The organism is Salmonella sp. SAL03688, from assembly GCF_046551895.1.
Classification (GTDB): domain Bacteria; phylum Pseudomonadota; class Gammaproteobacteria; order Enterobacterales; family Enterobacteriaceae; genus Salmonella; species Salmonella enterica.
The window spans coordinates 74,293-88,225 of the sequence record NZ_JBGDVI010000009.1; the positions used below are offsets into that span (position 1 = coordinate 74,293).

General features: G+C 53.8%; 9 protein-coding genes. 4 read left to right on the forward strand and 5 right to left on the reverse strand.

Annotated elements, in window-relative coordinates:
- The first annotated feature begins 86 nt into the window (after positions 1-86).
- Positions 87-6,032 (forward strand): fibronectin-binding autotransporter adhesin ShdA, encoded by a 5,946-nt coding sequence (gene shdA, locus ACLJR2_RS11420; RefSeq protein WP_057515149.1) that lies wholly within the window; start codon positions 87-89, stop codon positions 6,030-6,032.
- Positions 6,033-6,193: 161 nt separating this feature from the next.
- On the opposite strand, the gene xseA is transcribed toward shdA, so the two are convergent.
- Entirely contained in the window at positions 6,194-7,543 is a 1,350-nt protein-coding gene (gene xseA / locus ACLJR2_RS11425) for an exodeoxyribonuclease VII large subunit (protein WP_000953169.1), read from the reverse strand.
- A gap of 160 nt (positions 7,544-7,703) precedes the next feature.
- Between xseA and guaB the strand changes: the two genes are divergently transcribed.
- Both guaB and guaA read left to right on the forward strand, forming a co-directional pair.
- A complete protein-coding gene (guaB, locus tag ACLJR2_RS11430; RefSeq protein ID WP_000944174.1) occupies positions 7,704-9,170 on the forward strand; it encodes an IMP dehydrogenase in 1,467 nt (488 codons plus the stop codon).
- Between the two features lie 69 nt (positions 9,171-9,239).
- Positions 9,240-10,817, forward strand: a complete 1,578-nt coding sequence (guaA, locus tag ACLJR2_RS11435) for a glutamine-hydrolyzing GMP synthase (RefSeq protein ID WP_000138293.1) — start codon at positions 9,240-9,242, stop codon at positions 10,815-10,817.
- Between the two features lie 266 nt (positions 10,818-11,083).
- On the opposite strand, the gene ACLJR2_RS11440 is transcribed toward guaA, so the two are convergent.
- The 4 genes from ACLJR2_RS11440 to ACLJR2_RS11455 form a co-directional block, all read right to left on the reverse strand.
- Positions 11,084-11,827: an LEM-3-like GIY-YIG domain-containing protein gene (locus ACLJR2_RS11440; protein WP_000651379.1), complete on the reverse strand. Its 744-nt coding sequence runs from the start codon at positions 11,825-11,827 to the stop codon at positions 11,084-11,086.
- Positions 11,828-12,055: 228 nt separating this feature from the next.
- Positions 12,056-12,595 carry a DUF5384 family protein gene (locus ACLJR2_RS11445; RefSeq protein ID WP_000755800.1) on the reverse strand — a complete coding sequence of 180 codons (540 nt, stop codon included), beginning with the start codon at positions 12,593-12,595 and terminating at the stop codon, positions 12,056-12,058.
- A gap of 15 nt (positions 12,596-12,610) precedes the next feature.
- Positions 12,611-13,126, reverse strand: a complete 516-nt coding sequence (locus tag ACLJR2_RS11450; RefSeq protein WP_001049612.1) for a glycine zipper 2TM domain-containing protein — start codon at positions 13,124-13,126, stop codon at positions 12,611-12,613.
- Positions 13,127-13,366: 240 nt separating this feature from the next.
- Positions 13,367-13,558 carry a YfgG family protein gene (locus ACLJR2_RS11455; RefSeq protein ID WP_000075924.1) on the reverse strand — a complete coding sequence of 64 codons (192 nt, stop codon included), beginning with the start codon at positions 13,556-13,558 and terminating at the stop codon, positions 13,367-13,369.
- A gap of 178 nt (positions 13,559-13,736) precedes the next feature.
- Here ACLJR2_RS11455 and ACLJR2_RS11460 point away from each other — a divergent pair, with 178 nt between their 5' ends.
- A complete protein-coding gene (locus ACLJR2_RS11460; protein ID WP_001540598.1) occupies positions 13,737-13,874 on the forward strand; it encodes a hypothetical protein in 138 nt (45 codons plus the stop codon).
- Positions 13,875-13,933 lie beyond the last annotated feature (59 nt).

The following is a 13,933-nucleotide window of genomic DNA, read 5'->3' on the forward strand; positions in this document are numbered from 1 at the left end:
CCATTGATATACACCATTTAAAAGCTGTTTACAGCCCAATCAAATCAAGTTTGCTTTGTGAACTTTATTAAAAGGAAGTTTAAAAATTGAACAGGACCTATAGTATTGTCTGGAGCGCCGTGCGGAGTATGTATGTCGTGGCTTCAGAACTGGCGCGAGGCCACAGCAAAGTTAAAATACAGGCGCACGCTAATGAAGTCACCCTTTCTATTGAAAAGCCTGAATCAGGATGGACAATTATTACAAAACACAATGCGCTGGCCTTCGCAATTGTTGCTGCGCTTGGGCTCACCAGTTCGCTGGCTATGGCCGATAATCCGGTGTCCTACATTGACGGAGCTGACCACGACCTGAACGCAGAAACGTCGCCGATTTCTTATTCAGGTACCGGGCAGGGTGTGGCACTGTATCTGGAAGGCCTGGCAACGGATACGGGGGGCTGGCAGGCAACGTTGGGTACAGGCACGGATGTTGTGATTGAAACAGACGGCGGCGGAGACATCCTCCCAGATGGTTCTCATGCGATCGGCACGGCGATTATGCTCGACAAGGGTGCGATGCTTAACCTTACCGACGCACAAATCTCTACGACAGGAATCTACACTGTCGGCATCGATCTCAAAGAAAAAAGTAGCATGACACTAACGCGTGGAAGCATCCTGGTCGGGGGGAATTATGGTGCCCTGACGCTCTATGGCGAGTCAAAAGCAACCTTGATAGGGACTGAGATTAAGGCGACAACGGAAAATAGCAGTGACATAGTATCGCAAGAAGGGAGTACGCTGACCATAAAGGACGACAGCATAATCACGCTGACAGACGGCCAGGTGCGCGTGATTGGCGATACGACACTCAACTCCTTTCTGAATGTGACCGAGAGTACAGTGAGTTCCACGGGTACAGACAGTACTGTTATCGCGTCCAACAAGGGCGTTCTTGATATTACGAACTCGACAGTCACGCACGATAATGCCAAAGGCGCCGCCATTGAGGCCTCAAGCGCGTCGACGCTGAACGTTTTCGGTGATGATAAGAGTCAGATGAGCGTCAACTCCAAAGGCATCGGTATTAAAATCCTTGCCTCCAGCGTGGACATTGACGGCGCCACCATCAACGCCGACGGCGACGGCATCTTTATAACCAGCAAAGGTAAAAGCAGTTGGTATGATGATACTAACGCGTTAACCGTCAATAATGCGGACGTCACTTCCAAAACCGCCGCCGCGCTGCACGTTGACAGCAAAACGAATATTAACGACCCTATCGAGCTCAACAACAGCACATTGACCGGCCCGACCGCCATCAAACTGGACAGCGCTGTGACCGTAAAGGCTACTAACAGTACAACGCTTGATGGCAACGTTGACGCGGGAATCACCGCATCGTCCTTGTCACTGACCAATTCTTCACTGCAAGGGAGCGTCAACGGCCTGAACAGTTCATTGACGCTCGACAACACCAGCCAGTGGAACATGACCGACCCGTCAATCGTCGGCAACCTGACCAACGACGGCGGCATTACGCTGAGCAACGCGAGCGGTTCGACAGGTACGCTGCTGACGGTGGACAATACCCTGACTTTGCAGGGCGGCAGCCAGATAAACGCGACGCTGGATACTGCCAACAGCTCGCCAATTATCAAAGCCGCCAACGTCACGCTGGACGGGACGCTGAACCTTAGCTCAACGGCCACCTTTGTCGCGCCCGAAACCGACGAACACTTTGGATCGGTCACGCTGATTGATTCGCAAACCGCGATCACTACCGATTTTGACAGCGTAACGCTGGATGCCGACACCTCCGCTATGCCGGATTACCTTACGATCAACGCGGGCGTTGATGCGAATGATAATACCAACTACGAGTTGTCTACGGGCTTGAGTTGGTACGCGGGCGCAAATTCTGCGCGCGCTGCGCATGGCACTTTTACCGTTGATGCAGACAGTACCTTTACCGTCACCAGCGAACTGGACGAAACCACGGCTACCTCCGACTGGGATGGCAGCAAGCTAACCAAACAGGGCGACGGCACGCTGATCCTCAGCAACACCGGCAACGACTACGGCGACACTGAAATTGTCGGCGGCATTCTGGCCGCCAAAGACGCCGCCTCGCTCGGCACTGGCGATGTGACGATTGCAGAAAACGCAACGCTTGCGCTGAGCCAGGGCACGCTGGATAACAACGTGACCGGCGAGGGCCAAATTGTCAAAAGCGGTAGCGATGAGCTGATCGTGACCGGCGATAACAATTACTCCGGCGGCACCACTATTTCCGGCGGTACGCTGACGGTTGACCATGCGGATTCGTTAGGCAGCGGCGATATCGACAACAGCGGCGTGCTTAAGGTGGGCGAGGGCGAGCTGGAAAATACGCTATCCGGCAGCGGTTCGCTGGTGAAAACCGGCTCAGGCGAACTGACGTTAAGCGGCGATAACGATTACTCCGGCGGCACCATTATTTCCGACGGCACGCTGATTGCAGATAACGCGGATTCGCTGGGCACTGGCGCTGTTGCCAACAGCGGCGTGCTGCAGGTCGGCGAAGGCGAGCTGGAAAATACGCTATCCGGCAGCGGTTCGCTGGTGAAAACCGGCTCAGGCGAACTGACGTTAAGCGGCGATAACGATTACTCCGGCGGCACCATTATTTCCGACGGCACGCTGATTGCAGATAACGCAGATTCGCTGGGTACCGGGGCTGTTGCCAACAGCGGCGTGCTTCAGGTCGGCGAAGGCGAGCTGGAAAACACCCTTTCCGGCAGCGGTTCGCTGGTGAAAACCGGTACCGGCGAACTGACGTTAAGTGGCGATAACAGCTACAGTGGCGGCACCACCATTACCGACGGTATGCTGACGGCTGACCATGCAGATTCGCTGGGCACTGGCGCTGTTGCCAATAGCGGCGTGCTTCAGGTCGGCGAGGGCGAGCTGGAAAACACCCTTTCCGGTAGCGGCTCGCTGGTGAAAACCGGCACGGGCGAGCTGACGTTAAGCGGCGATAACAGCTATTCCGGCACCACCACTATCACTGACGGCACGCTGATTGCCGCCAACGTTAACGCGCTGGGCGGCGGCAATATCGACAACAGCGGTACGCTGATGCTGGATGCCAACGGCGCATTTGAGCTTGCGAACGTCACCACCCATACCGGCGCCACTACCGCGCTGGCGGCGGGCAGCACCCTTGATGCGGGCCAGCTCACTCAGGAAAACGGCAGTACGCTAAGTATTGACCTCGGCGCGGCCACCGACGACGCCGTGATTACCGCCGACAGCGTCACGCTGGGCGGCACTCTGAATGTTACCGGCATCGGCAGCGTTACAGACAGCTGGACGCCTGAGGCATACACCTATACGCTGATTGACAGCGACAGCGCCATTACGAGCGATTTCGACGATCTGACCATTGCAGGGATGAACCGCGAAGATGTTGACTTCCTGACTATCGACGGAAAAATCGATGAAGCAGACAACACCAACTATGATCTGACGGCCTCCCTCTCCTGGTATGCGGACAGAGACAACGCCACTACCGACGCCCACGGCACCTTTACCCTGAGCGACCCTGACGGCAGCTTTAACGTTGCGGCTACACTGACAGACGTTGATGACACGCTGGATCCGGGTAGCAGATGGGACGGTAAATCGCTGACCAAAGAAGGCGCAGGCACGCTGATCCTCTCCGGCGACAACGACTACAGCGGCGGCACCACCATCAATGAGGGTACGCTGGTCGCCGCCAGTACGACGGCGCTGGGCACCGGTCTGGTAGACAATAACGCTACGCTGGTGCTGGACGCAGACGGTGAAGTCAGCGCGGTGGGCGGCATCACCACTCATAGCGGCGCGACGACCCAACTGGCGCTTGGCACCTCGTTGGATCTCGGCGACAGCGCGTTAATTCAGCAAGATGGCAGTACGCTGAACGTTGAGCTGAATAGTGACTCAGTGCAACCGCTGATCACCGGCGGCAGCGCCACGCTTGGCGGCGATTTGGTCGTCAGCGACGCCAGCCTGCAAGCGCGCGCCTCCGACGCGGAGTTCCAGTCCTTTAAACTGATGGATATGGACAGCGATATCAGCGGCGACTTTACCAGCCTGACGATGAACCTCACTGACCAGCCGGACTATCTGACCGTAACCGGGACAATCAATCCTGAAGATGCGTCAGAATATCTGCTTACCGAAGGGTTGAGCTGGAATGCGACCGCCACGTCAGCGACGCCAGCACACGGCACCTTCACTCTGGGCGCAGGCGATAGCTTTGAAGTCACCAGCGTACTGGGCGATAAAACCGGCAACGGCGACTGGGATGGTAAAACGTTGACCAAACTGGGCGCGGGTAAACTGACGCTGAGCGGCGTGAACACCTACACCGGCGATACTAACGTACAGGAAGGCACGCTGTGGCTGGCCGGAGACGGTACGATTGGCGAAGTGGGCAGCCAGCAGGCGGTGAACGTCGCCTCCGGGGCGACCTTCGGCGGCAGCAATGGTACGACCGTTAACGGTAAGGTGACCAATGAAGGGACGCTGGTCTTCGGCGACAGCGAGGAGACAGGCGCTATCTTCACCCTCAATGGCGATCTGGTCAACATGGGGACGATCGCCAGCGGCAGCACCTCCAGCACGCCGGGCAATACGCTTTATGTTGATGGCAATTACACCGGCAACGGCGGCTCGCTTTATCTGAATACCGTCCTGGGCGACGATGATTCGGCGACCGATAAGCTGGTGATTACCGGCGATGCCTCCGGCACCACCGATCTGTACATCAACGGCATCGGCGATGGAGCACAGACCACTAACGGTATCGAAGTGGTGGATGTTGGCGGCGTATCGACCAGCGATGCGTTTGAGCTAAAAAATGAGGTTAACGCCAGTCTGTATACCTACCGTCTGTACTGGAATGAAAGTGACAACGACTGGTATCTGGCGTCAAAAGCACAGTCTGATGATGACGACAGCGGCGGTGATGACACGCCTTCGGATGGCGGTGACGATGGCGGTAATGTCACGCCTCCGGACGACGGCGGCGACGGCGGCGATGTCACGCCTCCGGACGATGGCGGCGATGTCGCACCGCAGTACCGTGCGGATATCGGCGCGTACATGGGCAACCAGTGGATGGCGCGCAACCTGCAAATGCAGACCCTCTATGACCGCGAGGGCAGCCAGTATCGTAATGCCGATGGCAGCGTATGGGCGCGCTTCAAAGCGGGTAAAGCGGAATCCGAGGCTGTCAGCGGCAATATCGATATGGACAGCAACTACTCCCAGTTCCAGTTAGGCGGCGACATTCTGGCCTGGGGCAACGGCCAGCAGAGCGTTACCGTTGGCGTCATGGCGAGCTACATCAACGCCGATACCGACAGCACCGGTAACCGTGGCGCGGACGGTAGCCAGTTCACCAGTAGCGGCAACGTAGACGGCTATAACCTTGGCGTCTATGCCACCTGGTTTGCCGATGCCCAAACGCATAGCGGCGCGTATGTCGACAGCTGGTACCAATATGGTTTCTACAACAACAGCGTAGAGAGCGGTGATGCGGGATCTGAATCTTATGATTCAACCGCTAACGCCGTCTCGCTGGAAACCGGTTATCGCTACGATATTGCGCTTAGCAACGGCAATACTGTCAGTCTGACGCCGCAGGCGCAGGTTGTCTGGCAGAATTACTCAGCGGATAGCGTGAAGGATAACTACGGCACCCGGATCGATGGTCAGGATGGCGACAGTTGGACAACTCGTCTGGGTCTGCGTGTTGACGGCAAGCTGTACAAAGGCAGCCGTACGGTTATCCAGCCGTTTGCTGAAGCTAACTGGCTGCACACCAGCGATGATGTGTCGGTATCGTTTGATGATGCCACGGTGAAACAGGATCTTCCGGCTAACCGTGCGGAGCTGAAAGTGGGTCTGCAGGCAGATATCGATAAGCAGTGGAGCGTTCGCGCTCAGGTTGCCGGGCAGACTGGCAGCAATGACTTTGGCGATCTGAACGGTAGCCTCAATCTGCGCTATAACTGGTAAGTTAGACAAAACCGGGCGGGTGTTCCCTGCCCGGTTTTGAGGCGAATGACAAACCGGTTGATCGTCAGATTATGGCTACACCTTATCCGACGTGGCGCGTAGGTTGGCTGAGGCGAAGTCGAAACCCAACATCGCGCTGCAAAGGGTGGGGGAGTGTTGGATTACGTGCCCGGCGTGACGGATTTGACTTCACTTTCAAGCCAGCCGTCCTCCAGTCTCGTGGTCATGATATCGCCTGCTTTGACCTGTTTGATCTTTTTCAGCACCTTGCCGTCCGTTGTCGTCGAAACCGTATAGCCGCGCGCCAGCGTGGCTAACGGGCTGACCGCTTCCAGATGCGTGACCGCGTTGCCGAAACGCTCGCGCTGTTCGCTTAACCGTGAGCGGATATTCTCCGTCAGACGATATTCCAGCTGTTGGATGCGCGACTGCGCGCGGTGAATGCGTGGCTGCGGATTTTGCTGGCTCAGGCGTTGACTTACGCGCTGTTGGCGCTGAGTGGCCTGCTTAATCCTGGCCTCAAGCGCAAATCCCATCCGTTGGCGTAGACGTTCCAGCGCGGTTTGCTGACGGGCCAGACGCAGCTGCGGATGTTGCTGTTGCAGACGGTGAAAAATCTGCGTGAAACGGCGGCTGCGGTTGGCGAGGTAGTAGTCCATCGCCATGCCCAGACGCTGCTGGGCGGATTGAATCTGGCGCAACAACTCCTGCTGGTTGCGGCTGACAATTTCTGCAGCTGCTGATGGCGTCGGCGCGCGCAGGTCGGCGACAAAATCAGCTATCGTCACGTCCGTTTCGTGACCGACGGCGCTGACCACCGGAATACGGCTGGCAAAAATCGCCCGCGCCACGCGTTCGTCGTTAAAACTCCACAAATCTTCCAGCGAACCGCCGCCGCGTCCGACGATCAGTACATCACATTCGCCGCGCGCGTTCGCCAGTTCGATAGCACGAACGATCTGCCCCGGCGCGTCGTCGCCCTGGACCGCCGTCGGGTAGATAATTACGGGCAGGGATGGGTCACGACGCTTTAGCACGTGGAGAATGTCGTGCAGTGCCGCACCGGTTTTCGAGGTGATCACCCCCACACAGTGGGCCGGGGAGGGCAACGGCTGTTTATGCTGCTGATCGAACAAGCCTTCGGCCTGGAGTTTGGCTTTTAGCTGCTCATATTTCTGCTGCAACAAGCCTTCGCCCGCGGGCTGCATACTTTCGGCGATGATTTGATAATCGCCGCGCGGCTCGTACAGCGTAATGTTGGCGCGTACTAGCACCTGCTGCCCGTGCTGCGGGCGGAACGTCACCCGGCGGTTGCTGTTACGGAACATCGCACAGCGCACCTGAGCGGTATCGTCTTTGAGCGTAAAGTACCAGTGGCCCGACGCAGGCTGCGTGAAATTAGAAATCTCGCCGCTGATCCATACCTGTCCCATCTCCTGTTCTAACAGCAGACGAACCGTCTGGTTAAGGCGGCTTACGGTAAAAATTGAGGAAGTTTGAGAGGATAACATGTGAGCGGGATCAAATTCTAAATCAGCAGGTTATTCAATCGATAGTAACCTGCTCACGGGGGATCGCAAGCACTATTTGCAAAAAAATGTAGATGCAACCGATTACGTTCTGTATAATGCCGCGGCAATATTTATTAACCTCCCAGGTGAGATATTGCCCATGCTACGTATCGCTAAAGAAGCCCTGACGTTTGACGACGTCCTCCTTGTTCCCGCTCACTCCACCGTTTTGCCGAATACTGCCGATCTCAGCACGCAGTTGACGAAAACTATTCGTCTGAATATTCCTATGCTTTCTGCGGCGATGGACACCGTGACGGAAGCGCGCCTGGCAATTGCCCTGGCCCAGGAAGGCGGCATTGGTTTTATCCACAAAAATATGTCCATTGAGCGCCAGGCGGAAGAAGTTCGCCGCGTGAAGAAACACGAGTCCGGCGTAGTGACCGACCCGCAGACCGTCCTGCCAACCACCACGTTGCATGAAGTGAAAGCCCTGACCGAGCGTAACGGTTTTGCGGGCTATCCGGTGGTGACTGAAGATAACGAGCTGGTGGGTATCATCACCGGTCGTGACGTGCGTTTTGTGACTGACCTGAACCAGCCGGTAAGTGTCTACATGACGCCGAAAGAGCGTCTGGTGACTGTTCGTGAAGGCGAAGCCCGTGAAGTCGTGCTGGCAAAAATGCACGAAAAACGCGTAGAAAAAGCGCTGGTCGTTGATGATAACTTCCATCTGCTTGGCATGATTACCGTAAAAGATTTCCAGAAAGCGGAACGTAAACCAAACTCCTGTAAAGATGAGCAGGGCCGTTTACGTGTCGGCGCGGCGGTCGGCGCAGGCGCGGGCAACGAAGAGCGCGTTGACGCGCTGGTGGCGGCAGGCGTTGACGTTCTGCTGATCGACTCCTCTCACGGTCACTCGGAAGGTGTTCTGCAACGTATCCGTGAAACCCGTGCTAAATATCCTGACCTGCAAATCATCGGCGGCAACGTCGCCACTGGCGCAGGCGCCCGCGCACTGGCGGAAGCCGGTTGCAGCGCGGTGAAAGTCGGTATCGGCCCTGGCTCCATCTGTACCACCCGTATCGTGACTGGTGTGGGCGTTCCGCAGATCACCGCTGTTTCCGACGCGGTAGAAGCGCTGGAAGGCACCGGGATTCCGGTTATCGCTGACGGCGGTATCCGCTTCTCCGGCGATATCGCCAAAGCCATCGCCGCAGGCGCGAGCGCTGTCATGGTGGGTTCTATGCTGGCCGGTACCGAAGAATCCCCGGGCGAAATCGAACTCTACCAGGGCCGTTCTTACAAATCTTACCGCGGGATGGGTTCTCTGGGCGCGATGTCCAAAGGTTCCTCCGACCGTTACTTCCAGAGCGACAACGCCGCCGACAAACTGGTGCCGGAAGGTATCGAAGGCCGCGTAGCCTATAAAGGTCGCCTGAAAGAGATCATTCACCAGCAGATGGGCGGCCTGCGCTCCTGTATGGGGCTGACCGGTTGTGCTACCATCGACGAACTGCGTACTAAAGCGGAGTTTGTGCGTATCAGCGGTGCGGGTATCCAGGAAAGCCACGTTCACGACGTGACCATCACCAAAGAGTCCCCGAACTACCGTCTGGGCTCCTGATTTTCTTCGCCCGACCTTCGCGTCGGGCGATTTATTTAATCTGTTTCACTTGCCTCGGAATAAGCGTCAATGACGGAAAACATTCATAAGCATCGCATCCTCATTCTGGACTTCGGTTCTCAGTACACTCAACTGGTTGCGCGCCGCGTGCGTGAGCTGGGTGTTTACTGCGAACTGTGGGCGTGGGATGTGACAGAAGCACAAATTCGTGACTTCAACCCAAGCGGCATTATTCTTTCCGGCGGCCCGGAAAGCACCACCGAAGAAAACAGCCCGCGCGCGCCGCAGTACGTCTTTGAAGCAGGCGTGCCGGTATTTGGCGTTTGCTATGGTATGCAGACCATGGCGATGCAGCTTGGCGGTCATGTAGAAGGTTCTAATGAGCGTGAATTTGGTTACGCGCAGGTCGAAGTGCTGACCGACAGCGCGCTGGTTCGCGGTATTGAAGATTCCCTGACCGCAGACGGCAAACCGCTGCTGGACGTGTGGATGAGCCACGGCGATAAAGTGACGGCGATTCCGTCCGACTTCGTGACCGTCGCCAGCACCGAGAGCTGCCCGTTCGCCATTATGGCCAACGAAGAAAAACGCTTCTACGGTGTACAGTTCCACCCGGAAGTGACTCACACCCGCCAGGGTATGCGCATGCTGGAGCGTTTTGTGCGTGATATCTGCCAGTGTGAAGCACTGTGGACGCCGGCGAAAATTATCGACGACGCCGTGGCGCGCATTCGCGAGCAGGTAGGCGACGATAAAGTGATCCTCGGTCTCTCCGGCGGCGTGGATTCTTCCGTCACCGCGATGCTGCTGCACCGCGCCATCGGTAAAAATCTGACCTGTGTATTCGTCGACAACGGCCTGTTGCGCCTCAACGAAGCCGAGCAGGTGATGGACATGTTTGGCGACCATTTTGGTCTGAACATTGTTCACGTACCGGCAGAAGATCGCTTCCTGTCCGCGCTGGCTGGTGAGAACGATCCGGAAGCCAAGCGTAAGATCATCGGTCGCGTTTTCGTTGAAGTATTCGACGAAGAAGCGCTCAAACTGGAAGACGTGAAATGGCTGGCGCAGGGCACCATCTACCCTGACGTTATCGAATCTGCGGCGTCTGCAACCGGTAAAGCGCACGTCATCAAATCTCACCACAATGTCGGCGGCCTGCCGAAAGAGATGAAGATGGGGCTGGTTGAACCGCTGAAAGAGCTGTTCAAAGACGAAGTGCGTAAGATTGGTCTGGAGCTGGGCCTGCCGTACGACATGCTGTATCGCCATCCGTTCCCGGGGCCGGGCCTCGGCGTGCGCGTACTGGGCGAAGTGAAGAAAGAGTACTGCGACCTGCTGCGTCGCGCGGACGCTATCTTCATTGAAGAGCTGCGCAAAGCGGATCTGTACGACAAAGTCAGTCAGGCGTTTACCGTCTTCCTGCCGGTCCGTTCCGTTGGCGTCATGGGCGATGGTCGTAAGTATGACTGGGTTGTCTCTCTGCGTGCCGTCGAAACCATCGACTTTATGACCGCGCACTGGGCACATCTGCCGTATGACTTCCTGGGTCGTGTTTCCAACCGCATCATCAATGAAGTCAACGGGATTTCCCGTGTGGTGTATGACATCAGCGGTAAACCACCGGCTACCATTGAGTGGGAATAAGCCGATAATCCTTCCTGTGTTTACATGAACAGGTAAAAATGAATTTAACCCTCTGCTTTTGCAGAGGGTTTTTATTTATGTGCATAGATGAGTTTTCTGTGTAGTGCACAGCTTCTGGCGGCAAAGCACTGCATTGACACAATAGTGGGTTTCACTGGCAGCACACAATCAAATCTGACAGTCGGCTTCGAGCGAGGTGCGGACATTGGTAGCCTCAACAACATGACTAGCATTGAGGTGTATTAATCAACGGGAAGCAGGTCAGTTTATTCCGCCAGCCCGACTTTTACGAAAGGGCTACCATGACTACGCGATTTTTTGATTAGCTTGCCTACGTATAATTCTCTGATTTCTGGTGATGCGATTCGTCCAACAAATTCTGAACGGTTGGTTTCGGGGGGGATGACCAATTCCCGGGTAAAGTATTGCTGAGAGCCTGCCTTCAACCAGCACTGTATCTCGTAAACTTCCATCACCAAACCGCCGTAGGTGGCGTATGCAAATTGTAGGTTTTCATCTTTTGGTACTTTTGCCCAGACGCCACGCGTAGCTTCATATAATGCAAGTGCACTCATGCCAGACTTGTAGGTGCTGTTTAGCAAAAAAGCGAGCCCGGCATGTTCAGGTGCGATTTCCGTCTCTTGCTTAAGAAGAAGATGATTGAGCTCATCCAGCGTGATTCGCCCCATAAGGGAGCTGCTTCCTCGTACTTTGTTGGTCAGTTCTCCAACACCCAAGAGATCAATACATGTTGCTTCAACAAGCTTCGCGGTTGCCTCATCCATGCCATGGCGTAGTATGTCGATACCCAGATTTCCTGTTTTTAACAGATGATTAATTCGTTCTGATTTCGGAGAGTCATCATTATACTTTATATGATCAAGGCAGCGTTCTGACTTGCCTTTGCCTATATAAAACGGCTTCTTAGCTGCATCTTCAGTGTCATAAAATGCATAAACATAGAACTTAGCCATCCCTAACGCTTTTGAGTATTTTGAAAAATCTTTCAAACCTTGCTTCCTTAAGGCAAAAGTACTTAATTTTACTATCGGCACTATAGTTCAGAACTTAAGCGCAAAACAATTAGCGTATAGATTGACCTGCGTCCATTGATGGATATGGGCCAAAGTTAACAACGTCCGCTATTGGCACAGACCTGCCTGTCAGATTAGGTTTAGGTCTGTGCCATAGCTATGTCAGGTCAAATCTGAGCTAATACACATAAATGATTAGCGAAATCAGTTAAACCAGCCGCTTGCCTTTTCCTCACGGGCTTTACCTTCGCTTTGCAGCAGATCGCGACCGCCTTCAGATAGATTTCTGTTTGCATCAGCATGAGATTGAATAACATCTGTCTGGGCAGCTTTACTTTTCAGCTCTTGATCGATGAATTCATTTTCTCTTTTTACCCGGGCCTCTTCCCTGGCCAGCGCCAGTTTTTGTTTCTGAATTTCTAAACGACGAAGCTCATCTTCGTAGCTTTGATCGCGCGCTTTATCTTGCGCGGCTTCCGCTGCCAATTTTGCTTGCCGTGCTTTCCGTTCAGCTTCTGCCGCTTTTGCTCGCTGCTTAGCAACCGCTGCCGCATTGGCTTGCCTTTGTCTTTCCTGTTGAGCCTCTTGATCTCGTTTGGCTTGCAGAGCATCACGCTGTCTGTTTTCTTCATTTTTTCCTTGCTGTTCAGCCTGGGCTACCGCCGCAAGCTGATCCTGCAAAGAAGAAGATAAAACCGAGCCGCTTAGGGTGAATAAAACAGCGCCTAAAATAACTTTCTTCATAAAATCTCCCGATAGTTAGCTTTTCTCAGGACATTTCGTATTGGGTTGAATTCGCGTTTCGTTATCTTTGGTCGATATCACCATAGCCAGACCGGTGGTAAATTGGCACGTTTTTCCCACTTGGGTGGAGGTATAAACCTTCGTTCCTTCTTTGTAAGTCAAAGATACGGCTTCAACTAACGTTTTATCTTTAACTAATGAACCCGCCGCTGCGCCAACGGCTCCGCCGCCAACCGCGCCGGCAGTAGTACCCAAACCGCTACCTGAGCCCACGTTATGACCAGTAACGCCGCCCGCTACAGCCCCAAGAATTGCGCCGAAGGTCTGAGCGGTTTTTTTATTGGCGGTGTTATCTACGGCAACTTTCGCTGGCAAAACAGAGATAATATTGACGGTCTTTGTTTCTTGCTTCGCGTTTAACTGCCCGGTTTGGTAAACATCTGCGGCGTAGTCATCCGCATTGGACTGGCATCCGGCAAGAGAAAAAGAGGCAAACAAAACCAGAGGCAAAGCATTTTTTTTTAAATTCATCACAATTCCTTGTTTAGGTAATAACGCAAAAAGGAATGTATTTAAGACTAATCTTAAAAAAAGTAAACTATTGTTTCTTGTAGTTGATTGTTTTTTTAGACTAAAAAACAAAGCATTAGATAATACGATGCTTTGTTTTTATCGGTTCATGCTAAGCCAGGGAAGGGGATAACAGAGCGCTGGATAACACGGCAAACCTGTGACGATAATACCGCCATCACTATTTTAACGGATAACAGCTTAACGTTGTCCCGGCGTGGTGACAGAAAGCGATGATTGTTGCGCTTCTTTTTTATCCTGATGGTGCTGCCAGGCGCCGATAGAAGAGTAGACGAAACGTCCAAAGAAGAAGAGAAAACTGATAAGCAGTACGATACGGGTCATGCGAGTGTTAAATCGATGTCGTTTTCGCATACTGTTGGCCTGACTCACAAAGGGTTCCTTAACGTTGGCCCAGCGGTATGGGCGGGATCAGGCTGGGTTCTTCAAGGGTATTATCAAGGCGAAGAACGTAACAAGCCTGCGTTCACTCTACATTAAGGCATACTGCGAACCGATGGTCAATTCCTCTTAATGTAAAATTGCGTCAGTTGATTTATCTTATATTGTTATGGAAGATAATTTTAGTATTTACATTAATAATAAATTAATGATAACAAAGAATAAAAAGGCGAATAAAGGCTGCAGGAGAAAGGTAATAATTGACTTAAATCAAATGTTACTTTTGTTTAATAATTACAATCGATGACTATCGTGTGATGTATATCGCATCATCAATTTAAAGTCAGGTGGGATGCCTGTCTGTTA